At 72.7% G+C, this 26,229-nt stretch carries 27 protein-coding genes; 16 read left to right on the forward strand and 11 right to left on the reverse strand.

The window, feature by feature from the left end; all coding sequences use genetic code 11:
• Window positions 1-5: 5 nt before the first annotated feature.
• Together galK and AC0HI0_RS44680 are read right to left on the reverse strand one after the other, a co-directional pair.
• On the reverse strand, window positions 6-1,163 hold the full coding sequence (gene galK, locus AC0HI0_RS44675) for a galactokinase (RefSeq protein ID WP_480929510.1): 1,158 nt from the start codon (window positions 1,161-1,163) through the stop codon (window positions 6-8).
• Window positions 1,160-1,852 (reverse strand): iron-dependent transcriptional repressor DtxR, encoded by a 693-nt coding sequence (locus tag AC0HI0_RS44680; protein ID WP_480929511.1) that lies wholly within the window; start codon window positions 1,850-1,852, stop codon window positions 1,160-1,162. Before AC0HI0_RS44680 ends, galK begins: the two co-directional genes overlap by 4 nt.
• A 61-nt stretch (window positions 1,853-1,913) precedes the next feature.
• On the opposite strand from AC0HI0_RS44680, the gene AC0HI0_RS44685 reads away from it, so the two are divergent.
• Complete coding sequence (locus AC0HI0_RS44685) at window positions 1,914-2,762, forward strand: sulfurtransferase (RefSeq protein ID WP_480929512.1); 849 nt, start codon at window positions 1,914-1,916, stop codon at window positions 2,760-2,762.
• 103 nt (window positions 2,763-2,865) lie between these two features.
• Here the strand turns inward: AC0HI0_RS44685 and AC0HI0_RS44690 are convergent, their stop codons facing one another.
• Window positions 2,866-3,486 (reverse strand): DUF3558 family protein, encoded by a 621-nt coding sequence (locus AC0HI0_RS44690; RefSeq protein WP_480929513.1) that lies wholly within the window; start codon window positions 3,484-3,486, stop codon window positions 2,866-2,868.
• Window positions 3,487-3,734: 248 nt separating this feature from the next.
• On the opposite strand from AC0HI0_RS44690, the gene AC0HI0_RS44695 reads away from it, so the two are divergent.
• The 11 genes from AC0HI0_RS44695 to AC0HI0_RS44745 all read left to right on the forward strand — a co-directional run bounded on the left by AC0HI0_RS44695 (window position 3,735) and on the right by AC0HI0_RS44745 (window position 15,422).
• The gene (locus tag AC0HI0_RS44695; RefSeq protein WP_480929514.1) at window positions 3,735-4,922 is read left to right on the forward strand and encodes an acetoin utilization protein AcuC; all 1,188 of its coding nucleotides are present in this window, start codon (window positions 3,735-3,737) and stop codon (window positions 4,920-4,922) included.
• Between the two features lie 2 nt (window positions 4,923-4,924).
• Window positions 4,925-7,582 (forward strand): bifunctional acetate--CoA ligase family protein/GNAT family N-acetyltransferase, encoded by a 2,658-nt coding sequence (locus AC0HI0_RS44700; protein WP_480929515.1) that lies wholly within the window; start codon window positions 4,925-4,927, stop codon window positions 7,580-7,582.
• Between the two features lie 147 nt (window positions 7,583-7,729).
• On the forward strand, window positions 7,730-8,551 hold the full coding sequence (locus tag AC0HI0_RS44705; RefSeq protein ID WP_480929516.1) for a glutamate ABC transporter substrate-binding protein: 822 nt from the start codon (window positions 7,730-7,732) through the stop codon (window positions 8,549-8,551).
• Window positions 8,552-8,609: 58 nt separating this feature from the next.
• Window positions 8,610-9,386 carry a GntR family transcriptional regulator gene (locus tag AC0HI0_RS44710; protein ID WP_480929517.1) on the forward strand — a complete coding sequence of 259 codons (777 nt, stop codon included), beginning with the start codon at window positions 8,610-8,612 and terminating at the stop codon, window positions 9,384-9,386.
• Between the two features lie 143 nt (window positions 9,387-9,529).
• Window positions 9,530-10,648, forward strand: coding sequence for a TIGR03364 family FAD-dependent oxidoreductase (locus AC0HI0_RS44715; protein WP_480929518.1), 1,119 nt, complete (start codon window positions 9,530-9,532; stop codon window positions 10,646-10,648).
• Complete coding sequence (locus tag AC0HI0_RS44720) at window positions 10,645-11,292, forward strand: phosphonatase-like hydrolase (protein WP_480929519.1); 648 nt, start codon at window positions 10,645-10,647, stop codon at window positions 11,290-11,292. The genes AC0HI0_RS44715 and AC0HI0_RS44720 overlap by 4 nt, the downstream gene beginning before the upstream one ends.
• A gap of 5 nt (window positions 11,293-11,297) precedes the next feature.
• The gene (locus AC0HI0_RS44725) at window positions 11,298-12,302 is read left to right on the forward strand and encodes a 2-aminoethylphosphonate ABC transporter substrate-binding protein (protein ID WP_480929520.1); all 1,005 of its coding nucleotides are present in this window, start codon (window positions 11,298-11,300) and stop codon (window positions 12,300-12,302) included.
• A 23-nt stretch (window positions 12,303-12,325) separates the two neighbouring features.
• Window positions 12,326-13,357 (forward strand): ABC transporter ATP-binding protein, encoded by a 1,032-nt coding sequence (locus AC0HI0_RS44730; RefSeq protein WP_480929521.1) that lies wholly within the window; start codon window positions 12,326-12,328, stop codon window positions 13,355-13,357.
• Complete coding sequence (locus tag AC0HI0_RS44735) at window positions 13,357-14,175, forward strand: 2-aminoethylphosphonate ABC transporter permease subunit (RefSeq protein ID WP_480929522.1); 819 nt, start codon at window positions 13,357-13,359, stop codon at window positions 14,173-14,175. The genes AC0HI0_RS44730 and AC0HI0_RS44735 overlap by 1 nt, the downstream gene beginning before the upstream one ends.
• The gene (locus tag AC0HI0_RS44740; RefSeq protein WP_480929523.1) at window positions 14,153-14,950 is read left to right on the forward strand and encodes an ABC transporter permease; all 798 of its coding nucleotides are present in this window, start codon (window positions 14,153-14,155) and stop codon (window positions 14,948-14,950) included. The genes AC0HI0_RS44735 and AC0HI0_RS44740 overlap by 23 nt, the downstream gene beginning before the upstream one ends.
• Window positions 14,951-15,095: 145 nt before the next feature.
• Entirely contained in the window at window positions 15,096-15,422 is a 327-nt protein-coding gene (locus AC0HI0_RS44745) for a hypothetical protein (protein WP_480929524.1), read from the forward strand.
• Window positions 15,423-15,488: 66 nt separating this feature from the next.
• Here AC0HI0_RS44745 and AC0HI0_RS44750 read toward each other — a convergent pair whose 3' ends face one another.
• The 5 genes from AC0HI0_RS44750 to AC0HI0_RS44770 form a co-directional block, all read right to left on the reverse strand.
• Entirely contained in the window at window positions 15,489-16,088 is a 600-nt protein-coding gene (locus AC0HI0_RS44750; RefSeq protein ID WP_480929525.1) for a hypothetical protein, read from the reverse strand.
• Window positions 16,088-16,663, reverse strand: coding sequence for a hypothetical protein (locus tag AC0HI0_RS44755; RefSeq protein ID WP_480929526.1), 576 nt, complete (start codon window positions 16,661-16,663; stop codon window positions 16,088-16,090). The genes AC0HI0_RS44750 and AC0HI0_RS44755 overlap by 1 nt, the downstream gene beginning before the upstream one ends.
• Window positions 16,664-16,803: 140 nt before the next feature.
• On the reverse strand, window positions 16,804-17,958 hold the full coding sequence (locus tag AC0HI0_RS44760) for an RtcB family protein (RefSeq protein WP_480929527.1): 1,155 nt from the start codon (window positions 17,956-17,958) through the stop codon (window positions 16,804-16,806).
• Between the two features lie 102 nt (window positions 17,959-18,060).
• Window positions 18,061-18,864 (reverse strand): ABC transporter permease, encoded by an 804-nt coding sequence (locus AC0HI0_RS44765; RefSeq protein ID WP_480929528.1) that lies wholly within the window; start codon window positions 18,862-18,864, stop codon window positions 18,061-18,063.
• Window positions 18,861-19,826 carry an ATP-binding cassette domain-containing protein gene (locus tag AC0HI0_RS44770; protein ID WP_480929529.1) on the reverse strand — a complete coding sequence of 322 codons (966 nt, stop codon included), beginning with the start codon at window positions 19,824-19,826 and terminating at the stop codon, window positions 18,861-18,863. Before AC0HI0_RS44770 ends, AC0HI0_RS44765 begins: the two co-directional genes overlap by 4 nt.
• A gap of 176 nt (window positions 19,827-20,002) precedes the next feature.
• Between AC0HI0_RS44770 and AC0HI0_RS44775 the strand changes: the two genes are divergently transcribed.
• Entirely contained in the window at window positions 20,003-20,422 is a 420-nt protein-coding gene (locus tag AC0HI0_RS44775) for a GNAT family N-acetyltransferase (protein WP_480929530.1), read from the forward strand.
• A 2-nt stretch (window positions 20,423-20,424) separates the two neighbouring features.
• On the opposite strand, the gene AC0HI0_RS44780 is transcribed toward AC0HI0_RS44775, so the two are convergent.
• Window positions 20,425-21,159, reverse strand: coding sequence for an HNH endonuclease (locus AC0HI0_RS44780; RefSeq protein WP_480929531.1), 735 nt, complete (start codon window positions 21,157-21,159; stop codon window positions 20,425-20,427).
• Window positions 21,156-22,529 carry an AAA family ATPase gene (locus AC0HI0_RS44785; protein WP_480929532.1) on the reverse strand — a complete coding sequence of 458 codons (1,374 nt, stop codon included), beginning with the start codon at window positions 22,527-22,529 and terminating at the stop codon, window positions 21,156-21,158. Before AC0HI0_RS44785 ends, AC0HI0_RS44780 begins: the two co-directional genes overlap by 4 nt.
• Window positions 22,530-22,758: 229 nt before the next feature.
• Here AC0HI0_RS44785 and AC0HI0_RS44790 point away from each other — a divergent pair, with 229 nt between their 5' ends.
• From AC0HI0_RS44790 to AC0HI0_RS44800, 3 genes are all read left to right on the forward strand, one after another.
• Window positions 22,759-23,613, forward strand: coding sequence for a helix-turn-helix domain-containing protein (locus AC0HI0_RS44790; RefSeq protein ID WP_480929533.1), 855 nt, complete (start codon window positions 22,759-22,761; stop codon window positions 23,611-23,613).
• Window positions 23,610-23,786 carry a DUF397 domain-containing protein gene (locus AC0HI0_RS44795; protein ID WP_480929534.1) on the forward strand — a complete coding sequence of 59 codons (177 nt, stop codon included), beginning with the start codon at window positions 23,610-23,612 and terminating at the stop codon, window positions 23,784-23,786. The genes AC0HI0_RS44790 and AC0HI0_RS44795 overlap by 4 nt, the downstream gene beginning before the upstream one ends.
• Window positions 23,787-24,482: 696 nt before the next feature.
• Entirely contained in the window at window positions 24,483-25,457 is a 975-nt protein-coding gene (locus AC0HI0_RS44800; protein ID WP_480929535.1) for a TerC family protein, read from the forward strand.
• A 20-nt stretch (window positions 25,458-25,477) separates the two neighbouring features.
• Here AC0HI0_RS44800 and AC0HI0_RS44805 read toward each other — a convergent pair whose 3' ends face one another.
• The gene (locus AC0HI0_RS44805) at window positions 25,478-26,212 is read right to left on the reverse strand and encodes a GntR family transcriptional regulator (protein WP_480934530.1); all 735 of its coding nucleotides are present in this window, start codon (window positions 26,210-26,212) and stop codon (window positions 25,478-25,480) included.
• Window positions 26,213-26,229: the final 17 nt, after the last annotated feature.

Genomic DNA, 26,229 nt, shown 5'->3' on the forward strand with positions numbered 1-26,229 from the left:
TGCCGTCAATGCTCCCGGCCCGCGCCCGCCGAGGGCACCGCCGGGAAGGTCCTTGGTGTCGCCCAATCGCGTTCCGCGTACGCGGCGAGCACCCGCCGCACCACCGCGTCGTGCCGCTGCACGGGCACCAGCGCGATCGCCGAGCCGCCGAACCCGCCGCCGACCATCCGCGCGCCGAGCGCGCCCTCGGCCAGCGCCGCGCCGACCGCCACGTCCAGTTCGGGCACCGACACGCGGTAGTCGTCGCGCAGGCTCGCGTGCGAGGCCTCCAGCAGCGGCCCGAGGTCGGCGAGCCGGTCGGCGCGCAGCGCGTCGACCGCGCGCAGCACCCGCTCGTTCTCCGTCACCACGTGCCGCACCAGCGGCCGCAGGTCCTCGGGCAGCCGGGCCAGTGCCCGGTCCAGGTCGTCGGTCGTCACGTCGCGCAGCGCGGGCACGCCCAGCAGCGCGGCCGCGCGCTCGCAGCCGGCCCGGCGGGACGCGTAGCCGCCGTCGGTGTTCGAGTGGTTCGCCCTGGTGTCGATCACCAGGACTTCCAGGTCGTGCGCGGCGGCGTCGAACGGCACCTGCTCGGCCTCGCCCGAGCGCACGTCCAGGAACAGCGCGTGCGCCTCGGTGCACAGCAGCGACGCGGTCTGGTCGAGCAGCCCGGTCGGCGCGCCGACGAACTCGTTCTCCGCCCGCTGCACCCGGCGGGCGATCTCCGGCCGGTCCTCGGGCACGCCCGCCAAGCCCAGCAGGGCCAGCGCGACCGCGCACTCCAGGGCGTGCGACGAGGACAGCCCGGCGCCGGCCGGCACGTCGCCGGCGATCACCAGGTCCGCGCCCCGGGTCACGCCCTGGTCGCGCAGCACCCACGCCACCCCGGCCGGGTAGGCGGCCCAGCCGGTGACCCGGCCGGGTTCGAGGTCGGCGACGGCGACCGGCTCGGCGTGGCGGAGCACGCCGTCGTCGCCCAGCGTCGAGACGGCCAGCTTGCCGTCGTAGCGCGGCGAGGCGGCCACCGCGGTGCGGTGGGGGAGTGCGAAGGGCAGCACGAAGCCGTCGTTGTAGTCGGTGTGCTCGCCGATCAGGTTCACCCGACCGGGGGCGGACCACACGCCCTGGGGCGCGGTCGCGTGCAACTCACCGAACGCGGCGGCGGCGCGCTGCCCTTGGGTCACCTCGCCTGCACCAGCACCGCGTGCGCGACCGACGGGTCCAGCTCGGCGGTGGTGCCGTTGCCGCGCACCTGCACGACCTTGGCCCCGCCCATCGAGTCGACCTCGACGGTGCCGCCCGGCACCACGCCGGCCGCCTTCAGCTCGGCCATCAGCCCGGGGTCGAGCTGGACGTGCTCGGCGATCCGCCGCACCTCCACCCGGCCGCCGCCGCGCCGGGCGACCTCGTCCACCCGGACCAGGTCGGCTTCGGCGGGCGGCGCGGGCTTGCCGTCGCCGAGCTTGTCGAGCCCGGGGATGGGGTTGCCGTACGGGGAGGTGGTGGGGTTGCCGAGCAGCTTGACGAGCTTGCGCTCGACGGCCTCGCTCATGACGTGCTCCCAGCGGCACGCCTCGCTGTGCACCTGCTCCCACTCCAGGCCGATGATGTCGACCAGCAGCCGTTCGGCGAGCCGGTGCTTGCGCATGACCGCGATCGCCAGACCGCGGCCCTCCTCGGTCAGTTCCAGGTGGCGGTCGTCGGCGACGACCACGAGGCCGTCGCGCTCCATCCGGCCCACGGTCTGGCTCACCGTCGGTCCACTCTGGCCGAGCCGCTCGGCGATGCGGGCGCGCAAAGGCACGACGCCCTCTTCTTCGAGCTCGTAGATAGTGCGGAGGTACATCTCCGTGGTGTCGATGAGGTCGTTCACACCCGCTCCCCTTCGTATGATGCCAATGCTAGTCGCCCGCTGACGGGTGCAGGATGGTGCCGTGCATCCATTGATCAGCACCGAAGACCTGGCTGTCGCGCTCGACGGCGCCTCTCCCCCGGTCGTGGTGGACGTCCGCTGGCGCCTGGGCGGACCCCCGGGACGTCAAGACTACGAGGTCGGGCACGTTCCGGGTGCTTTCTACCTCGACTTGGACGACGATCTCTCCTCCGCGCCGGGCGAGGGCGGGCGGCACCCGCTGCCCGACGCGGGCGATCTCCAGCGCGTCCTGCGGTCCGCGGGGGTCCGCGAAGGTCACCCGGTCGTGGCGTACGACGGGGGTGACGGCTCGGTCGCGGCGCGGCTGTGGTGGCTGCTGCGGTGGGCCGGTCACGCGGAGGTCGCGGTCCTCGACGGCGGCTTCGCCGGGTGGGTCGCCGACGGCCGGCCGGTCAGCGCCGAGCAGCACCGGCCCGAGCCCGGTGACGTGGTCGTCCGGCCTGGTGGGATGCCCGTGCTGGACGCCGACGAGGCCGCCGCGCTGGCCCGTGACGGGGTGTTGCTCGACGCCCGCGCCGCGCCCCGGTACCGGGGCGAGACCGAGCCGGTGGACCCGCGCGCCGGGCACGTCCCGGGTGCGCTGAACGCGCCGTCGGCCGAGCACGTGGACGGCTCCGGCCGCTGGCTGGGCCCGGACGCGCTGGCCGAGCGGTTCCGGGCGGTCGGCGTGCGGCCGGACGCGGCCGTGGGGGCGTACTGCGGGTCCGGTGTGACGGCGTCGTCGGTGGTCCTGGCCCTGGAGGTGGCCGGCGTCACGAGCCCGGCGCGGCCCGCCGGGCTCTACGCGGGGTCGTGGTCGCACTGGTGCGTCGACCCGTCACGGGAAGTCGCCACCGGGCCCAACCCTTAGTGCCCGCGCGGCGACCCGGAGTCAGAACCGGCTCTATTCGGTGCCGTTGTCATGCGAAAGGGGGACGCCGGATTATTCCGGCGTCCCCCTTTTCGGTGAACGATCAGGCGTTGGGGATCTTCTCGAACGCCTTCGTGGCGAGTTTGAGCGCGACCTGGCACGGGTCGAACGAGTCGATCGGCGTCACGCTGGCCAGGAACGCCGGCGTGATCTCCTTCGGGTCGTCGGTGAGCATGACGAGGACCGAGCAGTCGCCGCCGCCCTCCTTCACCTCGTAGGCGGTGTTGCCGCCGACCTCGATCTCCTTGGCCTCGCCCTCGTACTCGGCGAAGGTCACCATGAACAGCACCACCGCGAACGGCTCCTCGGTGCTCTGCACGCAGCCCTTCTCGCCGGCCTTCTTCGCGCCGATGGCGCCGGCCACGTCCTCCGGGGTGAGGATGTCGCAGTCCTCGTAGCCCTCGGTCTTCTTCTTGGTGCCGATCTTGACCTTGCCGGCGGGCTTGGTGCCCGAGGTGGGCGTGCCCGCGCCGGTGGTCTCCTTCTTGCCGCTGGTCGGCGTCTTGGTCGAGGTGGGCTTGCCCGACGTCGTCTTCTCGCTGCTCGCGGCGGCCCCGGCGGCCGGCTTCGCGGAGCCGGTGACCGTGGTCGCGCACCCGGCGAGGCCGAGCGTCAGGGCCAAGGCCAGCACGGCCGTCAGGGAGGAGGCTCGTCGCAGGTGCATGTCTGTCTGACCCCGTTCCGACGAGCGGGGTTCCATCCTCGATGGCCGCAATCCTGGCCCGTCTCGTCCCGGCAGACTCTAAGTCCTGCCGCGGGGGGCTCACCGGCGTGTCCACCAAGCTGTGATCACATCGCAGGTCAGGCCACCGTGAAGGCGCCGCGCGAGGTGCGCCGGGCGGGGGCGGCGGTGATCGTGACGCGCAGCGTGTGGGCCTACCCGCGGGCCCGGCGTGGGTTAGGTTGCCGGGCATGGGCGTCGACGTGGGTAGCCGGGCCGCTGTCGTCTGGGACGAGTCCTTCCTGTCCTACGACCTGGGCGGGGACCACCCGTTGAACCCGGTCCGGCTGGACCTCGCGGTCCGGTTGGCGACCGCGCTGGGCGTGCTGGACGGGGTCGACCTGGTCGAGCCCGTCCCCGCGACCGACGCCGAGATCGAACGCGTCCACGAACCGTCCTACCTGTCCGCCGTCCAGGCCGCGCCGATGGCGGGCTGGGACGTCGGGCACGGGCTGGGCACCGCCGACAACCCGGTCTTCGCCCGGATGCACGAGGCGTCCGCGCTGGTCGTCGGCGGGTCGCTGGCCGCCGCGCGGGCGATCGCCTCCGGCGGGGCCAAGCGGGCGGTGAACATCGCCGGCGGGCTGCACCACGCGATGCGCGACCACGCCGCCGGGTTCTGCGTCTACAACGACTGCTCCGTGGCCATCTCCTGGCTGCTGGACCACGGGTTCGAGCGGATCGCCTACATCGACACCGACGTGCACCACGGCGACGGCGTGCAGGACGCGTTCTACGACGACCCGCGCGTGCTCACCGTCTCGCTGCACCAGAGCCCGTTGAGCCTGTGGCCGGGCACCGGGCGTCCGTCCGAACTGGGCGGTCGCGACGCGGAGGGCACGGCGGTGAACGTCGCGCTGCCGCCGGGCACGGCCGATCCGGGGTGGCTGCGCGCGTTCCACGCCGTGGTGCCGTCGCTGCTGCGCTCGTTCCGGCCGCAGATCCTGGTCACCCAGTGCGGTGTGGACACCCACCGGGAGGACCCGCTGGCCGACCTGGCGCTGACCGTGGACGGCCACCGCGAGATCTACCGGACGTTGCGCTCGCTGGCCGAGGAGGTCTCCGGCGGGCGGTGGCTCGCGCTGGGCGGCGGCGGGTACGAGCTGCTGCGCGTGGTCCCCAGGTCGTGGACGCACCTGCTGGCGACCGTGCTGGACCGCGACGTCGACCCGCGGACCCGGCTGCCCGCCGACTGGGTCGCGCACGCGTCGGGCCGCGCGCCGGACTGGCCGCTGCCCGCCTCCATGTCCGACGACGCCGACGTCGCCTTCGAACCGTGGGGCGGTGACGCGCAGACCCCGCTGGACGCCGCGGTGCGCGACACCCGCCGCGCGGTGTTCCCGCTGCACGGCCTGGATCCCGACGACCCGAGGGACTAGCGGTGGACCCCTACGACTACCCCAGGCACTGGGAGGCCGACGTCGTGCTCAGCGACGGCGGCACCGTCCACCTGCGGCCGATCACGCCCGACGACGCCGAGAAGCTGCTGGCGTTCCACGGCCGGCTGTCCGAGCGCACCCGCTACTTCCGCTACTTCGGCCCCTACCCGCGGATGCCCAGGCGAGACGTCGAGCGGTTCAGCACCGTCGACCACGCCGACCGGGTGGCGTTCACCGCGCTGCTGGGCGACGACATCGTCGCGGTGGGCCGCTACGACCGGTTGGGCGGCGGTGGCAGCGCCGAGGTGGCGTTCGTGGTGGAGGACGCGCACCAGGGGCGCGGGCTGGGCTCGATCCTGCTGGAGCACCTGGCCGCGGCGGCCCGGGAACGCGGGCTGAGCCGGTTCACCGCCGAGGTGCTGGCGGAGAACGGCCAGATGGTGCGGGTGTTCCGGGACGCCGGGTACAGCGTGAGCCGGGCGTTCGAGGAGGGCGTGCTGCACCTGGAGTTCGACATCGACCCCACCGAGGAGTCGGTGGCCGTGGCGCGCGCCCGCGAGCAGGCCGCCGAGGCGCGCAGCGTGCACAACCTGCTCAACCCGAAGTCCGTGGCGGTGATCGGCGCGTCGACCGACCGGACCAAGATCGGGCACGCGGTGCTGACCAACCTGCTCGAAGGCGATTTCCACGGCCCGGTGTACCCGGTCAACGCCGAGCACCGGTCGGTGCGCGGGGTGCGGGCCTACCCGTCGGTGCTGGAGATCCCCGACGACGTGGACCTGGCCGTGGTGGCGGTGCCCGCGGCGAGCGTGGACGAGGTGATGGACGCCTGCCTGGCCAAGGGGGTGAAGGCGCTGGTCGTGGTGACCTCCGGGTTCGGCGAGACCGGGCCGGACGGGTCGCTCGCCGAGCGCAGGCTGGCCGCCGAGGCGCGGGCGCACGGGATGCGGGTGGTCGGGCCGAACGCGCTGGGCGTGCTCAACACCGACCCGGCGGTGCGGCTGAACGCGACGCTCGCGCCGAACCTGCCGGTGCGCGGCCGGACCGGGTTCTTCTGCCAGTCCGGCGCGCTGGGCACGGCGATCCTGGCCACGGCGGCGTCGCGCGGGCTGGGCCTGTCCACGTTCGTGTCGGCGGGCAACCGGGCGGACGTGTCGGGCAACGACCTGTTGCAGTACTGGGAGACCGACCCGGCGACCGACGTCGTGCTGCTGTACCTGGAGTCGTTCGGCAACCCGCGCAAGTTCGCCCGGCTGGCCCGCAGGCTGGGCCGCACCAAGCCGATCGTGGCGGTGAAGTCGGGCCGGCACGCGGTCACGCCGGCGCTGGCGGCCACGTCGGTGTCGGTGGACGAGTCGAGCGTGCAGGCGCTGTTCGAGCAGGCGGGCGTCATCCGGGTGGAGTCGCTGGCCCAGCTGTTCGACACCGCGCTGCTGCTCGCCCACCAGCCGCTCCCGGCGGGGCCGAGGGTCGCCGTGGTCGGCAACTCGACGGCGATCGGCCTGCTGGCCGCCGACACCGCGCTGGCGCAGGGCCTGGAACTGGCGGGCGACCCGGTGGACGTGGGCGCGCAGGCCGATCCCGAGGTGTTCGCGCGGGCGGTGCAGGACGCGCTGCGCAACCCCGACACCGACGCTCTGGTGGTGGTGTTCGTGCCGCCGCTGGCGGTGCCGGGCACGGCGTTCGCGCGGGCGCTGCGGGACGTGGCGGGCACCAAGCCGATCGTGTCCACGTTCCTCGCCGTCGAGGGCGTGCCGGACGAGTTGGCCGTGGCCGGGCCGGACGGCGCGCCGGGCCGGGGTTCGGTGCCGTCCTACCCGAGCCCGGAACGGGCCGTGCTCGCGCTGGCCCGCGCCACCCGTTACGCGCGGTGGAGGTTCGCGCCGCAGGGCCGGTTCGGCAGACCGGACGGCATCGACGCGGCCGCCGCGCACGAACTGGTCGACTCGCTGCGGCTGGACGAGACCGGCGAGCGGCGGCTGGACGACGACACCGCGGTGCGCCTGCTGGCCTGCTACGGCGTGGAAGTCGTGCCGTTCCGGGTGGTGTCGTCGGCGGCGGACGCGGTGGCCGCCGCGGCCGAGCTGGGCTACCCGGTGGCGGTGAAGGCGACCGACGAACGGCTGCGGCACCGCACGGACCTGGTGGGCGTGCGGCTGGACCTGGTCGGCGGCGACGCCGTGCGCGCCGCGTACGAGATGCTCGCCGAGGTCTCCGCGCAGCCCGACGTGTACGTGCAGCGCATGGCCCCCAAGGGGATTTCGTGCGTGGTGGGACTTCAGGACGATCCCTCGTTCGGCACGCTGGTGTCGTTCGGGTTGTCCGGTGTGGTCAGCGACCTGCTCGGCGACCGCGCCTACCGGGCGGTGCCGCTCACCGAGACCGACGCGAAGGCGTTGGTGCGCGCGCCGAAGGCCGCGCCGCTGCTGGCGGGCTACCGGGGCGGCGAGTCGGCCGACCTGCCCGCGCTGGAGGACCTGGTGCTGCGGCTGGCCGCGCTCGCCGAGGACCTGCCGGAGGTGCGGGACCTGGCGTTGGAGCCGGTGCTGGCCAGCGCGGCGGGCGCGTACGTCAGCAACGCGCGGGTGACGCTGGGCCCGCCGCCGTCCAAGCACGACAGCGGGCCGCGCCGGCTGCGGTCACCGGGCGCACCGCGCTAGGCGCGCTGCGTTAGCCTCTGCCGTCGGTCGTTGCGCAACCGTCATTCTTTATCGATTCCGTACCTCTGATTCTGCCGTTGGCTATGGACGGAAACCTGTGCGCCGCTTACGTTTCCGGCATCTTTCGAGGACCCGAAAAGGGGAAGAATGGCATTGGCATCGCTGCGCGCCCTCGTGCTGGCGTGTACCGCCGCGCTGGTCCTTGCCTCGTGCTCCTCCGGTGACGAAACCTCGGTCGAGGGGCGGGCGGGCGCGGGCAGGCTGGTGATCGCCGTCGGCTACGACCAGCCGGGGCTCGGCGTGCGCCGGCTGGACGGCGTGTACAAGGGCTTCGACGTCGACGTGGCGCGTTACGTGGCCAGGGAGCTGGGCGACGACGACCCGGACTTCATCGAGGCGACCCCGTCCCAGCGGGAGAAGCTGCTCACCGACGGCAAGGCCGACCTGGTGGTCTCCACCTACTCGATCACCGACAAGCGCAAGGAGATCATCGGCTTCGTCGGGCCGTACTTCGTGGCGGGCCAGGACCTGCTGGTCCGGCTGTCCGACACGCGGATCACCGGCCCCGAGTCGCTGCACGCGGGCAGCAAGCTGTGCTCGGTGGAGAACACCACCTCGGCGCAGTACGTGAAGGACCAGTTCGCCCAAGCCGTGGAACTGGTGAATTACCCGAACTTCAGCGACTGCGTCACTGCTCTGCTCGCCGAACAGGTGGACGCGATGACGACCGACGACGTGATCCTGGCCGGTTACGCGGCGCAGAACCCGGAGCTGCTGCGGGTCGTCGGCAAGCCGTTCAGCAAGGAGGAGTACGGGATCGGGATCCGGCGCGACGACGCGTCCGGGAAGGCGAAGGTGACCGCCGCCGTCCAGAAGATGATGGACTCCGGCGAGTGGCGCAAGTCACTGGAGCAGAACGTGGGCCAGTCGGGCTACCGGATCCCCGAGCCGCCCAAGATCGTCCCGTGACGTGCGACCCACCCCGATAGCGGTCTGACCGGCGCGTTCCAGGTCGTAGGCTCGGCCGGTGCCCGCATCTCACTTCGCTCCCCAGTACCGCGCGGACGGACCGGTCCGCGCCGGTATCCCCGAGCACGGTCGGATCCCGCGCTACTACGCGGTCAAGACCGAGCTGCTCTGGCTCGTCGAGTCGCTGGGGGAGGGGACGGCGCTGCCGTCGGAGCGCGAGCTGGCCGAGCGGTTCTCGGTGTCGCGGGTGACGCTGCGCCAGGCGGTGGGCGAGCTGGTGCTGGAGGGCAAGCTCCAGCGCCGGCAGGGCAGCGGCACCTACGTCGCGCCGCCGAAGCTGGTGCAGCCGCTGTCCCTGGTGTCCTACACCGAGGGGATGCGCCGGCAGGGCGTCGACCCGGCGCGCAGCGTGATCACCGTCGAGCACCTGCCCGCCGACGAGGTGCTCTCGCGCGACCTGCGGATCACCCGCGGCGACACGGTGATCCACCTGGAGCGGGTGCTGCTCGCCGACGACGAGCGGGTGGGGCTGGAGTCGACCTACCTGCCCTCGGCGCGGTTCCCGACGCTGCTGGAGGTCTTCGACCCGACCACCTCGCTGTACGCGTGCCTGACCGACCGGCTGGGCGTGGTCTTCGCCGAGGCCGAGGAGCGGGTGGAGACGGTGCTGGCCACGCCGCGCGAGGCGCTGCTGATCGGCACCAACCCGGCGCTGCCGATGCTGCTGCTGCACCGGATCTCCTACGACGACGACGGCGTGCCGATCGAGCGGGTCCGCTCGCTGTACCGGGGCGACCGGTTCAGCTTCGTGGCACGGCTCCGGGCGGAGGTCTAGGCTGCGCTGTCCGGCGCAGTCCGGTGTCGCGGTAGGCGGCATCGGGTAACGGAAGGGTAACCCATCTAGTCCACATCTTGAGTTCACCGCGCGGACGCCGAGGGGACACGACCGGTTCGTCCCGGCCGCGCACCGTTCCCGCCGTGCGAGTGCTCATCGTTGGTGGTGGCGTGCTGGGGACCATGCACGCCTGGCAGGCCGTGGAACGCGGCCACGAAGTGGTCCAACTGGAACGGGAACCCGAGGCGCGAGGGGCCTCGGTGCGCAACTTCGGCCTGGTCTGGGTCGGCGGGCGGGCGGCGGGCGCGGAACTGGGCACCGCGCTGCGCGCCCGGGCGCTGTGGGAGCGGATCGGCGAGCGCGTGCCGGGGCTCGGGTTCCGGGCGAACGGCTCGCTCACCGTGCTGCGGACCCCGCTGGAACTGGCCGTCGCGGAGGAGACCGCCGCCCGGCCCGACGCGGCCGAGCGCGGCCTGGAGCTGCTCGACCCGGCGCGGGCGCGCGCGGTGAACCCGGCGTTGGGCGGCGACCTGCTCGGCGCGCTGTGGTGCGCGCGGGACGCCGCCGTCGAGCCGCGCACCGCGCAGCCGGCGCTGCGGGCCGCGCTGGAGGCGACCGGTCGCTTCACCTTCCTGCCCGGACGTGAAGTGCGGTCCGTCGGGCCGGGCGCCGTGCGCGACGACCAGGGCGTGGAGCACCGCGGCGACGTGGTGGTGCTGTGCCCGGGGGCGGCGCTCGGCGGCCTGGTGCGCGAGATCGCCGGCGTCGTGCCGGTGCGGCGCGTGCGGTTGCAGATGATGCAGACCGAACCCCTGGACGTGCCGCTGACCACGTCCGTCGCGGACGGCGACAGCCTGCGCTACTACCCGGCCTACCGGGGTGCGGCGCTGGACGCGCTCAACCGCGACCAGCCCCAGCCCGAGGTGGCCCGTGCGCACGCCATGCAGCTCCTCGTGGTGCAGCGCCTCGACGGCGGCCTGACCATCGGCGACACCCACGGCTACGACGAGCCGTTCCCGTTCGACACCCAGGACGCGCCTTACGACCACCTCGTGGAGGTGGCGCAGAGCGTGCTCGGCCGGCCGTTGCCGCGCATCGCCCGCCGTTGGGCCGGCGTGTACGCGCAGTGCGCCGACACGTCCCAGGTGGTGCACCGCGAGCAGGTCGAGTCCGGCGTGTGGCTGGTCACCGGCCCCGGCGGCCGGGGCATGACGTGCTCGCCCGCGATCGGCTTCGACACCGCAGAGGAGATCGGCCTGTGACCGCGTTGGTGGTGTTCGACATGGCCGGCACGACCGTGCTGGACGACGGGCTCGTGGAGCGCGCGTTCCTGCGCGCCCTGCCGGACGCGACGCCCGCGATGGTGCGGCACGTCCGGGACACGATGGGCCAGTCCAAGATCGTGGTGTTCCGGGAGATGCTGCGCGACGAGGCCGCCGCCCAGCGCGCCAACACCGCGTTCGAGCGGGCTTATGCCGCGCTGGTCGCGGAAGGCCACTGCGCGCCCGTGCCCGGCGCGCACGAGGTGATCACCGGGCTGCGCGCGAACGGCGTGAAGGTCGCGTTCAGCACCGGGTTCTCCCGCGCCACCCAGCACCTCATCCTGTCCGCCCTCGGCTGGACCGACCTGGCGGACTTCACGACCACCCCGGCCGAAGTCGGCCGGGGCCGGCCCTACCCGGACATGGTGCTGGCCGCCGTGCTCGGGCTCGGGCTGGCCGACGTCCGCGACGTCGCGGTCGTCGGCGACACCCCGTCCGACGTCCGGTCCGGCCTGCGCTCGGGCGCCCGCGTGGTCGCGGGCGTGCTGACCGGGGCCGGCACCCGCACCGCGCTGGCCGACGCCGGCGCGACGCACGTCCTCGACTCGATCCGCGACCTCCCCGCCGTACTCGAAGGGCTGTAGAGACCATGCTGCGCAAGGTTCTGGCTGTCGGACTGCTGATGCTCACCGCCGCCTGCGGCGGCACGGCCGGCGGCAGCGCCGCCGGCGACCAGACGGTGACCGTGTACACCGTCGACGGGCTGGCGAACTGGTACGGCAAGCGCGCCGAGGAGTTCAAGGCCAAGACCGGCATCACCGTCCAGCTCGTGGAGAGCGGCTCCGGCGAGGTGGTCACCCGCGCCGAGCGGGAGAAGGCCAACCCGCAGGCCGACGTCCTGGTGACGCTGCCGCCGTTCATCCAGCGCGCCGACAAGGCCGGGCTGCTCGCCGACTACGCGCCCGCCGGGGCCGACAAGGTCGCCGGCCACACCGCCAAGCACACCCCGATCGTCAACAACTACCTCGACTTCATCTACAACCCGAAGCTCGTCCAGCCCGCGCCCGCCTCCTGGCAGGACCTGCTCGACCCGCGCTTCAAGGGCAAGCTCCAGTACTCCACGCCCGGCCAGGCAGGCGACGGCACGGCGGTCCTGTTGCAGCTCAAGCACGTCTACGGCGACCAGGGCGCGCTGGACTACCTGGCCCGCCTGGAGGCCAACAACGTCGGGCCGTCCTCGTCCACCGGCAAGCTCCAGCCCAAGGTGTCCAAGGGCGAGATCCTGGTCGCCAACGGCGACCTCCAGATGAACCTCGCCTCGATCCGCGACGACAAGTCCGAGTTCGACGTGTTCTTCCCGGCCGACGACCGGGGCGAGCGCTCCACGTTCGCCATCCCGTACCACGCCGGGCTCGCCACCGGCGCCCCGCACGCCGACAACGGCCGGAAGTTCCTGGACTTCCTGCTCTCCACCGACGTGCAGAAGACCGTCGCGACCGACGCGCTCGGCCAGGCCACCCGCTCCGACGTGCCCGCCGAGGGCCGGATCGCCGAGCTGCTCAAGGGCGTGCGGGTGTGGCAGCCGGACTGGACCGCCGTGGTCGCCACGCTGGACGCCGACGTCGCCGCGTACACCAAGGCGGTCGGGCGTTGACACCCGCCGTCGAGCTGCGTGACGTGTCCGTCCACTTCGGACGGACCGTCGCGCTGCGCGGGCTGGACCTGTCGGTGGCGCCGGGGGAGACCCTGGCGCTGCTCGGCCCGTCCGGCTCGGGCAAGTCCACCGCGCTCAAGGCGGTGGCCGGGTTCCTGCGGCCCACCTCCGGGCGGGTGCTGCTGGGCGGCCGGGACGTCACCGACGAGCCGCCGAACCGGCGCGGGCTCGGCGTCGTGGTGCAGAGCTACGCGCTGTTCCCGCACATGAAGGTGTTCGACAACGTGGCGTTCGGGCTGCGCGCCCGGCGGTCGCCGCGCCGCGCGGTCGCCGAGCGGGTGGCCGAGGTGCTGGACCTGGTCGGCATGTCCGGGTTCCGCGACCGCTACCCGCGCCAGCTCTCCGGCGGCCAGCAGCAGCGGGTCGCCATCGCGCGGGCGCTGGCGATCCGGCCGCCGGTGCTGCTGCTGGACGAGCCGCTGTCCGCGCTGGACGCCGCGCTGCGCGAGGAGATGGTCGCCGAACTGCTGCGGCTGCGCGCCGAACTGCCGGACACGGCCGTGGTCTACGTGACCCACGACCAGGGCGAGGCGCTCGCGCTGGCCGACCGGATCGCGGTCATGCGCGACGCCCGGCTGGTCGAGGTCGGCGCGACACCGCAGCTGTACCACCGGCCGGGGCAGTCGTTCACCGCGTCGTTCCTCGGCGCGTCGAACCTGCTGCCGGTGGAGGTCGTGGACGCGGACACGGTGCGGCTGGGCGACCTCCGGCTGGCCGCCTCGTCGGCCGGGCTGGCGGCGGGCGAGGCGGTGGCGCTGGGCGTGCGCCCGCACCGGGTGGCCGTGCGGTCGGCCACCGGCCCGTCGGCCGCCCCCGGTGGGCTGCCCGCCCGGCTGCTGGCCGTGCAGTGGCGCGGCGCCGGGTACCGGCTCGACCTGGAACTGGACCTGGGGCACCGGCTGCGCGCGGAGGTCCCCGACGTCGACGGGCTGGCCGTCGGGTCGCGGGTCGAGGTGTCCATTCCGGACGGTTGTCCGCTGGTGCGGGTGGCGTGATGCGGCGGTTGCTGTGGCTGGTGCCGCCGGTCGCCGTGCTGGTGGTGTTCTTCGGGTACCCGCTGGCGCTGGTGCTGCACCAGTCGTTCGTCGCCGACGACGGGTCGGTGGGGCTCGCGAACTGGCACGACGTGCTGGTGTCGGCGGAGTTCCAGCGGGCGCTGGGCCGCACCGCGCTGCTGGTCGTCGCGGCCACCGCCGGGTGCCTGGTGCTGGGCGTGTTCCTGGCGCTGGTGATCGCGTTCGCGCCGTTCCCCGGCGCGCGGGTGGTGTCCCGGCTGGTCGACGTGGTGCTGGCGTTCCCGTCGTTCCTGATCGCGCTGGCGTTCACCTTCCTCTACGGCAGCGCGGGCGTGCTCAACGCCGCGCTGGGCAGCGGGTCGGTGGACTTCCTGTATTCCCCGTGGGGTGTGCTGCTCGCCGAGATCACGTTCTACACGCCGTTCGTGATGCGGCCCGCGCTGGCCGCGTTCAGCCAGATCCCGGGTGCCCAGCTCGACGTGGCGGCGAGCCTGGGCGCCTCGCCGTGGCGGGTGTTGCGGCAGGTCGTGCTGCCGGACGCGCTGCCCGCGTTGGCGTCGGGCGCGTGCCTGACGCTGTTGTTGTGCATGAACGAGTTCGGGATCGTGTTGTTCGTCGGCGCGAAGGACGTCATCACGTTGCCGATGTTGGTGTACACCAAGGCGATCGTGACGTTCGACTACCCCGCTGCGTGCGTGGTCGCCGTGGTGAACGTGGTCTTCTCCGGTGCGCTGTACGCACTGCACCGCTGGGTGTTCGCGAAGGGAGCGGGCCGTGCTGCTGTGGACGCGGCGTAGTCGGGCGGTCGTCATCGCGTTGTTCGCGGTGCTGTTCACGGTCGTCGTGGTCGCTCCGCTGGCGATGATCGTGCTGGCGTCCGTCGCCGGGTCGTGGAACGGCGTGCTGCCGTCCGAGCTGACCACCGACCACCTCGCCGACGCCGTCGCCGGGGACGCCGTCGCCAGTGCGGTGGTCAGCGCGCAGACCGCCGTCCTCGCCGCGCTGACGGCGGTCGTGCTCGGGACGTGGCTCGCACTGGGCGCGCAACGCGCTCCCCGCCCCGTCCGGCGGGTCCTGGACGCCGCCGCGCACCTGCCGCTGGCCGTGCCGTCCGTGGTGGTCGGGCTCGGGCTGCTGGTCGCGTTCAGCCGGCCGCCGCTGCTGCTCAACGGCACCCGGTGGATCGTGCTGGTGGCGCACCTGGTGATCCTGCTGCCGTTCACCTTCAGCGTGGTGTCGGCGGCGCAGCGCCGGGTGGACCCGCAGCTCGCGGCGGTCGCGGCGAGCCTGGGCGGGTCGGCGTGGCGGGTGCTGTGGCGGGTCCGGGTGCCCGTGCTGCTGCCCGCGATGTCGGCGTCCGCGTCGCTGGGGCTGGCGCTGTCCATGGGCGAGGTCGGCGCGACGATCATGCTCTACCCGCCGGACTGGCGGACGCTGCCGGTGAGCGTGTTCGCCCTGACCGACCGGGGCCAGGTGTTCGCCGCGTCCGCGTCGACCGTGCTGCTGCTGGCGGTCACGCTCGCCGGGCTCGTCGCGTTGGGCGCCGTTCGCCAGCGCGCCGCCGAACGTTAGCCCGCATACCGCCGAACGTTAGCGAGTCGTGCCCGTTTACCGCCCATTGGCAGGCGTTTGTGCGCGCCTTCGCGGAGGTACCGTTGGTGCCAGGGAAGTGAGTGCTCCTCACCCGCAACGGCGCGGGGGAAGCGGGGGGTGTGCGGTGACGTTCAAAGAGGAGTTCCTGGCGGAACTTGAGGACTGCCTGCGCGGGTACGGCGCGGTGCCGGTGTGCGATCCCGGCGCGCTGGCGCGGTTCGTGGACTACGTGCGGCAGCTGCCGGAGGACGACCAGCGGTTGCGGTGCCTGGACGGGGTCGACCAGGGATCGGGGTCGTTCTGGAACAACCCGGCGGTGTGGTGGGAGCAGGTGCCCCGGTTCGGGGTGGGGATCCACGACTGCTCGACGTTGCTGGACCGGATGCTCGACGAGGCCATCAGCGACGAGATCGACGTGCTGGAGATGGAGATCCGGGAACTGCCCGGCTGAGCGCGGAAACACCCGTTGTGCGTCCGGGTCGCCGGGCGCACAACGGGGAGATCCGTTGCCGCGGTGCTAGACCGAGAGCAGCCGGTCGAAGAACGTGCGGTAGCGCCGCAGCGCGACCCGCAGTTCCTCGGTGTCGGCGTGGCCTTCCTGCTTCCACTGCTCCTCCAGCGAGCGCCGGTGCTCGGCGAAGGTGTTCGCCAGACTCCCGATCACCTGCGCCACCAGCTCGTCCGCGCGCTGCACGGCGTCCTGGGGGTCGTCCACGAAGTCCGTCTGGAGGGCCCGCCACCGGGTCTGGAGGTCGTCGGCCTCGGCGTCGCCGAACAGCGGCTCGTCGTCGGTGCGCGCGCCGCGCCCCTCGACGCCCGGCTCGGCGGCCAGCGCGGTCACCGGCACGACCTCGGGATCGCGGTCGAACCCGGTCTCGCCGGCGGGTGCTCTGCCGAAGTCGGCCGGCTCGTCGTGGACCTCGTCGCTGTAGGTTTCAACGGCGTCGGTCCCGGCGGCGTCGGTGTCACCGGGGCGGGTGCCGCCGGCGTGGACGTCCTCGTCGTAGACGTCCGGGGTGCGGGCGTCCGGGGTGCGGGTGTCCGGGTGGTCGTCGTCGGGGTGGTTGCCCCGCTTCTCCGGCGGGACGAAGTCGTCGGTGGTCAGGCGGTCGGTCATCAGCGCGCCCCTTCCGTGCGGTCACGGCGGTCGCCGTCGTGCTCCGCGCCGTTGGTCAGCAGGTCCTCGAACAAGGTCCGGTAGTGCACCATCGCGGTGCGCAGGTCTTCGGTCGACGCTTCACCGCGTTCGTGGCGCTCGGAGATGGTGTGCGCGTCCCGGTAGTGCTCCAGCGTGCGCGCGTGCTCCACCGACAGCAGCGACGCCTGGCTCTCGTACCCCTCGGTGGGGTAGCCGCGTTCCGCCATCAGGTCGGTGACCAGTCGGTCCGCCTGGGCGACCGCGCCTTCCGGCGCGTCGACGAACTGCTCCTGGATCCGCGACCAGTTGCGGGTGTAGGTGTCGCGGGTGCCGGGGGCCAGCGGGCGCAGTTCGAGCCGGGAGTGCTCGCGCTCGCGCTCCACGAGGGCGCGCTCCGCGGCCATCCGGTTGTCGCTCTGGGCCAGCGTGCGGTCGTACTCCGGGCCGAACTTCTCCTGCAACCTCTTGCGCTGCAGGAAGTACCGCAGCAGCACGGCCGCCGCCGCGACAACCAGCACGACGACGATGACGCCGATGACGGTGCCGGTGGACATCTGTGCCTCCTAGGGCTTGGCTGTCCACCGGGTTGCCGTCGTGGGCGCACGACAAACCTGACCCGGATTCGCGGCCGTTCCGGCCTGTTCCGGGTTCCGCGCCCGTGACCGGCGAGACCGACCGGCCACGGGCGGGTGCCCTACCCCTTGACGCACACCACCTGCTTGAGGCGCGTCACGACCTCGACGAGGTCGCTCTGCCGCGCGATGACGGAGTCGAGATCCTTGTAGGCACCCGGAATCTCGTCCACCACGCCGACGTCCTTGCGGCACTCGACGCCCGCGGTCTGCGCCGCCAGGTCGTCCGCCGTGAACGTCTTGCGCGCCTTGGTCCGCGACATCTTGCGGCCCGCGCCGTGCGACGCGGACTCGAACGAGTCGGGGTTGCCCAGGCCGCGCACGATGTAGGACCCGGTGCCCATGGAACCCGGGATGATCCCCAACTCGCCCTTGCGGGCCCGGATCGCGCCCTTGCGGGTCACCAGGACGTCCTCGCCGAAGTGGTGCTCCTCCGACACGTAGTTGTGGTGCGCGCTGATCGGCTCCTCGAACGACACCTGCGGGAACGAGCGCCGCAGCACGTCGCACACGAGGCCGAGCATGGTGGCCCGGTTGCGCCGCGCGTACTCCTGCGCCCAGTACAGGTCGTGCCGGTAGGCGGCCATCTCCGGCGTGCCCGCGAGGAACACCGCCAGGTCCGGGTCGGGCAGCACCTCGTTGTGCGCGAGCGTGCGCGCCACCGCGATGTGGTGCTGCGCCAGCATGTTCCCGATGCCCCGGGACCCCGAGTGCAGCATCACCCACACCCGGTCGTCGGTGTCCAGGCAGACCTCCAGGAAGTGGTTGCCGCCGCCCAGCGTGCCGACCTGGCGCACCGCGCGGTCCAGGTCGAGGGTCGGGGTCAGCCGGTCGAACGCGTCCCAGAAGCCGTCCCGGTCGACCACCGGCTCCTTGTGCATCGCGAACCCGACCGGCACGGCCGCCTCCAGGGCGGTGCGCAGCGGCCCGAGCGTGGCCGGAAGATCGTTGGCGGACAACGATGTCTTCACCGCCGTCATGCCGCACCCGATGTCCACGCCGACCGCCGCCGGCGACACCGCGTCCTTGAGCGCGATCACCGAGCCGACCGTGGCGCCCAGCCCGTAGTGCACGTCCGGCATCACGGCGACGTGCTTGACCGCCCACGGCAGCGAGGCGATGTTGCGCAACTGCCGCAGGGCCTGTTCCTCGACCTCGGCCGGGTCGGCCCAGAGGCGGATGTCGACGTGTGCGCCGGAGAGGGTCGTGGCGGTCATGGCGGGCAGCCTATGCGGGCCATTCCCGAGGGGCGATCGGATTACCCCCGGACAAAAGGAAGACCGGGCCGGCGCGCCGACCCGGTCTGCACCGCGAAACCGCTACCGGCTGACCGCTTTGCGGTACTGCCGGGTGGCCAGCGGGACGAACACGGCGAGGAAGATCGCCACCCAGATCAGGGTCGTCAGCACCGGGTGCCGCAGCGACCACACGTCCGCCGGCGGGAAGGCGGGGTTCGTGTTCCCGAACAGTTCGCGGGCCGCCGCGGTGACCGCGGAGACCGGGTTCCACTCGGCGAACGTCTTCAGCACGCCGGGCAGCTTGCTCTCCTGCACGAAGGTGTTCGCTATGAACGTCAGCGGGAAGATGACGATGAAGCTCGCGTTGTTGAACACCTCCGGGCTGCGCACCATGAGCCCGACGATCGCCATTCCCCACGACAGGGCGTAGGCGAACAGCAGCAGGATCGCGAACCCGGCCAGCGCCTCGAAGAACGACGAGTTGATCCGCCAGCCGACCACCAGGCCGGTCAGCGACATCACGACCACCACGATGACGTTGTTGAGCAGGTCCGACGTGGTCCGGCCGATCAGCACCGCCGAGCGGGCCATGGGCAGCGACCGGAACCGGTCGATCACGCCCTTCTGCATGTCGTCGGCCAGCCCCGACCCGGTGATGGTCGCGCCGAACACCACGGTCTGGGTGAAGATGCCCGCCATCAGGAACTCGCGGTAGTCCATGCCCGGGATGTCGATCGACCCGCCGAACACGTACGCGAACAGCAGCACGAACATGATCGGCTGCAACGTGGAGAACACCAGCAGGTCCGGCACCCGCTTGATCTTGATGAGATTGCGCTTGGCGACGACCGCGCCGTCCGCCAGCGCCTGCGTGACAGCGCTCATGCCCCCTGCTCCTCCTGCTTGTCCTCGGCCGCGTGTCCGGTCAGCGTGAGGAACACGTCGTCCAGCGTCGGCCTGCGCAGGCCGACGTCGAGCACCTTCACCGACTCCGCGTCCAGCCTGCGGATGCCGTCCACCAGCACCTCGGACCCGCCCGACACCGGCACGGTCAGCCGGTGCGCGCGCTCGTCCACCACGACCTCGCCGATGGCCAGCGACGCCAGCGCGGTGCGCGCCGTGGCCACCTCCTGCGCGGTGCCCACGGTCAGCTCCAGCCGCTCGCCGCCCACCTGGGCCTTGAGCTCGTCGGCCGTGCCCAGCGCGATCACCCGGCCGTGGTCGATGACCGCGATCTTGTCCGCCAGCCGGTCCGCCTCCTCCAGGTACTGGGTGGTCAGCAGCAGCGTGGTGCCGCCCGCCACGAGTTCGCCGATGACGTCCCACATGCCCAGCCGGCTGCGCGGGTCCAGGCCCGTGGTCGGCTCGTCGAGGAACAGCACGTCGGGCTTGGCCACCAGCGCGCCGGCCAGGTCGAGCCGCCGCCGCATGCCGCCGGAGTAGCCCTTCACCGGCCGGTCGCCCGCCTCCACCAGGTCGAACCGGTCGAGCAGCTCGCGGGCCCGCGCCCGGCTGGGCTTCTTGCCCAGGTGGTAGAGCCGGCCGACCATGTCCAGGTTCTCGAACCCGGTCAGGTTCTCGTCCACCGCCGCGTACTGGCCGGACAGGCCGATCCGGCGGCGCAGCTCCTTGGCCTGGCCCACCACGTCGAGCCCGAGGACCGTCGCCCGCCCCGCGTCGTGCTCCAGCAGGGTGGTGAGCACGCGCACGGTCGTCGTCTTGCCCGCGCCGTTGGGGCCCAGCAGGCCCATGACGGTGCCTTCCGGCACCACGAGGTCCAACCCGTCCAGGGCGACGACCGACCCGTAGCGTTTGACCAGCCCTTCGGCCACGATTGCGTCTGCCATGGGGGCCATGATGGACCCGCGCCACGACATTTTCGCCGCGAATTTCACCCCGTTGGCCGAGTAGTCATCTCGACCTGCGTCTTTTCGTGACAATTCGAGCCCGTGAGGTCGCCCGCCCGGCCCAACCCGGCGGGGCGAGGTTGCGGCCGGCCCGGAAGGGGTGTGCGCTGCGTGGCGTGACGATCCGCCGAGCCTCCACATCGGACCTTCCCATCATCCTGCCCCTGCTGCGCGAGTTCTACGAAGTCGACGGGCACCACTACGACGAGCGGGTGCTCACCGCCGCCCTCGGCCCGCTGCTGGCCGACGACTCGGTCGGCCAGGTCTGGCTGTTCGACACCGGCTACGCGGTGCTCACCTGGGGCTACTCGCTGGAGTCGGGCGGGCGGGACGCGCTGCTCGACGAGTTCTTCGTGCGCAACCGGGGCGGCGGCGTCGGCGGGAAGGTGATCGAGGAACTCGCCGGGGCGTGCCGGGCGGCCGGCGCGCGCCGGATGGTCCTGGAGACCGAGGCCCCCAACGACGCCGCGCGGCGGTTCTACCAGCGGCACGGGTTCGCGCCCGAGGCGTCCACCTGGATGATGCGCGACCTCTGAGATCAGGCCAGCAGCCGGGCGCGCAGTTCGGGATCCCGCAGCACCGCGAGCACCGGTCCGTCCAGCACCCGCGCCGCGCCCGGCGAGGAGGCCAGCCGCAGCATCGCCTGGCACACGTCGGCGAACGGCTGCCCCTGGACGGTCAGCACGGCCTCGCGCATCTCCTCCGCCGCGCCGCGCGCCCGCGCGGCCGACCAGCGCAGCAGGCTCATCACCACGACCCGGTGCGCCTGCTCGCGGCCCCGGGTCAGCACCGGCCGGTTGAGCCCGCACACGTCGATGGTCGCCTGCCCCTTGGGGGTGAGCGCCACGTAGGTGCCCAGCGCCAAGGTGAGCAGGAGGTGCTCGAACGGGTCCTCGGCGGTCGGGTCCACCAGCAGCGGCCGGCCCTCGTCGTCGAGCGGGTAGCGGTCCCGCTTCAGGTTGCTGTTGCACGTCGAGCAGGCCAGCAGGTGGTTGAGCCAGTCGAAGGTCCGCAACGGGTTGCGGGACAACGGCTCGAAGTGGTCGATGTCGGTGCCCTGGCTGTCCCCGCAGTACATGCACCGCTGGTAGCCGGGGGCCATCTCCTCCAGCAGCCGGCGCAGCGGCGCGTGCACCGACCGCCGCACGGCCGCGCGCTTCCACGCCGCCCGCGCGGTCCGCACCCGGTCCGGGGCGCCGGTGATCTCGGCGGTCAGCGGCGGCAGCCGGTCGGCGAGGTCGGCGGGCAGCGCCGCGCGGGCGATCCGGATCACCCGCGATCCACTTCCGCGCGGTCCCGCTCGCCCCGCGTGCGCTCGATCCGGGCGAGCACCTCGTGCGCCCGCGCCACCGGCGAGCTGGTCAGCATCCGCTTGAGCTGCTCGTAGCGGCGCACCGCGCGGTCGCCGGCGGTGCCGCCGATCACCGCGATCTCCAGCTCCACCAGTTCCGCGCGCAGCCGCTCGGCGCGCTCCGAGTACGGCGTGTCCAGCCCGAACAGCTCGGAGAGCACCGCGTCGTCGCCGCTGCCGTAGACGATCCGCTCGTACAGCCCCTGGTCCACCACCCGGGGCGGTTCCATCTGGTCGGGGCCGGGCAGCCGGATCAGCCCGCCCGGGTCGGCGGCCTGGCACAGGTACGGGCTGTGCGTGGTGACGATGAACTGGACGTTCGGGAAGTGCTCCTTGAGCCACCCGCCGATCCGCTTCTGCCACGACACGTGCAGGTGCGCGTCCGCCTCGTCGATGATCACCACGCCGGGCGCGGTGAGCGCGAGGCCGCTGGGCGTGGGCGCGGTCCGCAGCACCCCGTAGGACTCGTAGATCTGCTTGATCAGGTCGACCACCAGCGACGCCACCGTGCGGTAGCCGTCGCTCATCTCCCGCAGCGGGAACCGGTGGCCGCCGCTGTGCACCCACAGGCCGTCCGAGTCGACGCCCTCGATCCGGTAGTCGTCGGGCAGCAGGCCGTCGGACAGGATCGCCAGCGCGACCGCCTTGAGCTCCTCCGCGCCGGGCCGCCGCTCCAGCGACCGCAGGTGCTGCTCGATCAGCCAGCCGACGCCCTCGGCGAGCGAGGCGTCCTCGTGGAACAGGGTGGCCAGCCGCGACACCGGGCCGGAGTTCGACATCAGCCGCTGGGCGTCGTTGGTCGCGCCGACCATCCGCCGGAACGGGCCGTACGCGGCGCAGAACCACCCGGTCGGGTTGTCCTGCCAGGGGCCCCGGGTGGCCGCGGTCTTGCTGCCCTCCAGCTTCTCGCGCAGCGACGGCTGGAGTCCCCGGTACCCGCCGTAACCGCCGCGATCGCCGTCCGGCATCGTCCACACCAGGCCGGCCCACAGCTCGCCGGAGGGCCGCCGGCCCTTGCCGGACCAGCGCTCGGCGTGCTCGTCCTGGGTGAACCGGACCTGGGCGACCGCCTCGCGCTGGCCGGCGGTGACCCAGTTCTCGAAGTCGGTGACCAGGTTGCGGGCCACCGCGGGGCCGCTGAGCGCGAGCGCGACGGCGTGCAGCAGGGAGGTCTTGCCGGAACCGTTGCGCCCGGCGATGACCGTCCAGCCCGGTGCGGTGAGATGCAGGTCGACCTCGCGGGCGCCGTGAAATCCCTTGATGTTCCGCAGCCGGACCTGCGAGATGTACATGCCACCGACTGTAGTAGGGAAGGGGGTGGCGGTCCTGGGCTTCGGGGCCGGTGGGGCTGTGCTGCGTGGCGTGCGCCGCGGGCCGCCCGACCCGCGGCCGCGCAGCCCCACCGACGGGGCTCATGTTAATGGGTGCGTATGCACCTTAAAACGCTCGAACGAGTGAACTGAAATCGGCGTGCGGGCCGACTAGGGTGTTCGAAGTTCTTTTCAGCGAGGAGCGATCCGAATGGCAGCCGTCCAAACCCGACGCAAGCGCAAGCTCGGGCAGTTCCTCAACGCGCTGCGCAAGCGCGCCGGCAAGACCGAGGTCGACTACCACGCGCTGACCCGCAAGACCCAGTCGACGCTGTCGCGGATGGAGAACGGCTACATCAGTCCCAGTTGGACCGAGTTGGGCGCACTGCTCGGGTTGTACGGCGCGACCGACGCCGAGCGGCGCGAAGCGGAAGCCCTGTGGGAGGACGCCAAACAGGACAGCACCCGGTTGGCCAACGCCGCCGCGTACACCCCCGAGGCGCGGACGTACGCCCGGCAGGAGGCGGACGCGACGGAAGTGCGCACCATCGAGATGATCGTGATCCCCGGCCTGCTCCAGACCGCCGCGTACGCCTCCGCGGTGCGCTTGGCGGGACAGCGTTTCCTGGACCCGTCAGTGCCGGTGGACCAGGCGGTGGCGGCGCTGGCGAGCCGGCAGCGCCGACTGCCCGGACTCCGCCTGCACGCGGTGATCGACGAAGCCGCGCTGCACCGGGTCGTGGGCGGCCCCGAGGTCATGCACGCGCAGTTGGCGCACCTGCTGGAGATGGCGCGACAGCCCGACATGACCATCCAGGTGATCCCGTTCGGCGCGGGCGCCTACGGAACCATGTCCGGCGGCGGCGCCACCGCCCTCAGGTTCGACGCCGGCGATCCCTCCTCCGTGTACCTGGAGTACGCCGGCGGAGGTAAGTGGGTGGACAATCCGTCCGATGTCGAGAAGTACCTGCTTCACTTCGAGGACATGGCAGCGCAGGTCGCCCTGTCGCCCAAGGAGTCGGCTGCGCTGATCAGGAAACTGGCAACCGCACTGAAGGAAACATGAACACGAAGAAGACGTGGCGTAGAAGCTCTTATTCAGGCGCGGGGAACAACTGCGTGGAGCTGGCCGTCGGCCGCGCGGCCACCGTTGTTCGTGACAGCAAGCGTCCCGGCCCCGAACTGACCTTCGCGGACCGTCCATTCCGGGCGTTCCTCACCCTCCTCCGCCAAACCTGACCGACACCCCCAACCCGCCGTCCGCCCCCGGTGCCGCGGTCACCGTGCCGCCGTGGGCGGCGGCCACGGCGCGCACTGTGGACAGTCCGGGCCCCGGCGGTCATTCCGCGACCACCGGTACCCGTCCCGCGGCACGACGCCCGCCCGGCCGCCCGCGTGGTCGTGCTGACAGCGTTGTCGGAGAGATCGCGCGCCGGCCGTTCCGGCAGCACCGGGTCGCCGTCGACCGCGGCGGGTCGGAGGTCCCGCAGGACCTCGCTCCCCGCGTCGGCGGCCCGGACTGCCGGGCACGCGCTCCCGGCTCCTCCCGCACCGTCGCGGCACCCGGCCGGGTGATCACCTGGCCGACGCCGGTCCGACACCCGGCAATGTGAGCGCCCCTCGGGTGATCGCGGGTCCGGCACGCCTTCCCGACGCCGTCGTGTCCACAATGGACTTTTCGGGGCCGGTCGAATCGCCGCGTCCGGTTCGCGTCGTCGACCGCGCCGTGCGGGCCGCGTTGGGCCGTTCGGACCATCCGCGATTCGCGGGATTCGGGTGGTTCGTCGGGTAACTGTGGTTGCATGGGCTGATGGCTCCGCATCGGCTGGAGCATGTGCGTGCGCGCAACCCGTTGGCACGGTGCTGGTTCGTGCGGTACGCCGAGCCCGCGCGGGTGCGGCGGGCGGCGCGCCCGGTGATCAGCGGAGGGCAGTGATGGACCTACCCGCCTGGGTGTGGTTGGCGACGGTGGGCGGGCTCGGCTTGGTGATCGCGCTCGACTTCCACCTGGTCGCGCGCAACCCCCGGGACCCGTCGTTCCGCGAGTCCCTGGTGTCGGTCTCGGTGTACGTCGGGCTCGCGGTGCTGTTCGGGCTCGGTGTGACGGTGTTCGCCGGACCGGACTACGGCGGCCAGTTCTTCGCCGGCTGGATCACCGAGTACTCGCTCAGCGTGGACAACCTGTTCGTGTTCATGCTGATCATGAGCAGGTTCGCGGTGCCGAAGCCGTACCGGCAGAAGGTGCTGATCGTCGGCGTGGTGATCGCCCTGGCGCTGCGCGCGGTGTTCATCGCGGTCGGCGCGCAGGCGATCTCGCGGTTCGACTGGCTGTTCTACCTCTTCGGCGCGTTCCTGGTCTACACGGCGTGGAAGCTGCTGCGGCAGGACGACGCCGACGAGCCGGAGTTCACCGAGAACCCGGTGCTGCGCGCGGTCAAGCGGGTGGTGCCGACCGCCCCGGCCTACGACGGCGCGCGGCTGACCACCGTGCTGGACGGCCGCCGGGTGGTCACGCCGATGCTGATCGTGATGGTCGCGGTGGGCACCACGGACCTGCTGTTCGCGGTCGACTCGATCCCGGCGATCTTCGGCCTGACCCGCGAGACCTACCTGGTGCTGACCGCCAACGCGTTCGCGCTGATGGGGCTGCGCCAGCTGTTCTTCCTGATCGGCGGCCTGCTGGACCGGCTGGTGCACCTGGGCAAGGGCCTCGCGGTGATCCTGGCGTTCATCGGCGTCAAGCTGATCCTGGAGGCGTTGCACCACCACGGCGTGGGCTGGGCGCCCGAGATCCCGATCCTGCTCTCGCTCGGCGTCATCCTGGTGGTGCTGCTGGTGACGACGGTGGCGAGCCTGATGGCGTCGCGCACCCGGACGGAGGTCGCCGAGCCGGGCGACTCCGACGCCTGAGCGGGCGCGGGCCGCGCGCGTCAGACGGTGTCGGCGTAGGCCCGGCGGGTGCGCTCGGTGTGCCGGGACATGACGCGGCCGGCGGCTTCCGGGTCGTGCTCCGCGATGGCCCGGATCAGCTCGGCGTGCTCGGCCCACGCGTCCGGGCCCCGGGTCGGCGCGAGCGCGGCGTGGTACCAGCGGACGCGGCGGTCGACGGTGGCGATCATGTCGGCCAGCACGGCGTTGCCGGACAGGCCCGTGATGTGCGCGTGCAGGGCCGCGTTCGCCGCCGCCAGGCCCTCCACGTCCCGCGCCGCCAGCGCCCGCACGCCCGCCCGGTGCAGCCGCTCCAGCTCCGCGACGTCCTCGGCGGTCGCGCGCTGGGCCGCGAGCTTCGCCGAGTGGGTCTCCAGGACGCCGCGCACGCTGAGCAGCTGGTCGGCTTCCTCGTCCGACGGCGTGCGCACGAACGCGCCCTGCGCGGGGCGCAGGTCGACCCAGCCCTCGGTCTGGAGGCGTTGCAGCGCTTCGCGGACCGGCTGGCGGCTCACGCCCAGGTGCTCGGCGAGGTCGATCTCCACCAGGTGCTGCCCCGGTTCGAGGGTGCGGTTCACGATCAGGTCCAGCAGGGCGTCGTAGACCGCCTGCCGCAGCGGTGCCGGGCGGGTCACCCGCCGGGTCGCCGCGCCGCCGAGGGAGTCGCCCAGGGTGTCACGGGCGGTTCGGCGGGCGGTGGCTCCCGCGCCGATCGGCGGTGACTGGGGCCGGCTCACGAGCCCTCCTTCGGCGG

The organism is Saccharothrix sp. NBAS 001, from assembly GCF_056640475.1.

Coding starts and splice junctions, on each gene's coding strand:
- AC0HI0_RS44690 (WP_480929513.1), bottom strand. CDS start 3,486: ATGCACCTGCGACGAGCCTCCTCCCTGACGGCCGTGCTGGCCTTGGCC.
- AC0HI0_RS44695 (WP_480929514.1), top strand. CDS start 3,735: ATGGGCGTCGACGTGGGTAGCCGGGCCGCTGTCGTCTGGGACGAGTCC.
- AC0HI0_RS44705 (WP_480929516.1), top strand. CDS start 7,730: ATGGCATTGGCATCGCTGCGCGCCCTCGTGCTGGCGTGTACCGCCGCG.
- AC0HI0_RS44725 (WP_480929520.1), top strand. CDS start 11,298: ATGCTGCGCAAGGTTCTGGCTGTCGGACTGCTGATGCTCACCGCCGCC.
- AC0HI0_RS44735 (WP_480929522.1), top strand. CDS start 13,357: ATGCGGCGGTTGCTGTGGCTGGTGCCGCCGGTCGCCGTGCTGGTGGTG.
- AC0HI0_RS44750 (WP_480929525.1), bottom strand. CDS start 16,088: ATGACCGACCGCCTGACCACCGACGACTTCGTCCCGCCGGAGAAGCGG.
- AC0HI0_RS44755 (WP_480929526.1), bottom strand. CDS start 16,663: ATGTCCACCGGCACCGTCATCGGCGTCATCGTCGTCGTGCTGGTTGTC.
- AC0HI0_RS44760 (WP_480929527.1), bottom strand. CDS start 17,958: ATGACCGCCACGACCCTCTCCGGCGCACACGTCGACATCCGCCTCTGG.
- AC0HI0_RS44765 (WP_480929528.1), bottom strand. CDS start 18,864: ATGAGCGCTGTCACGCAGGCGCTGGCGGACGGCGCGGTCGTCGCCAAG.
- AC0HI0_RS44770 (WP_480929529.1), bottom strand. CDS start 19,826: ATGGCAGACGCAATCGTGGCCGAAGGGCTGGTCAAACGCTACGGGTCG.
- AC0HI0_RS44785 (WP_480929532.1), bottom strand. CDS start 22,529: ATGTACATCTCGCAGGTCCGGCTGCGGAACATCAAGGGATTTCACGGC.
- AC0HI0_RS44790 (WP_480929533.1), top strand. CDS start 22,759: ATGGCAGCCGTCCAAACCCGACGCAAGCGCAAGCTCGGGCAGTTCCTC.
- AC0HI0_RS44795 (WP_480929534.1), top strand. CDS start 23,610: ATGAACACGAAGAAGACGTGGCGTAGAAGCTCTTATTCAGGCGCGGGG.
- AC0HI0_RS44800 (WP_480929535.1), top strand. CDS start 24,483: ATGGACCTACCCGCCTGGGTGTGGTTGGCGACGGTGGGCGGGCTCGGC.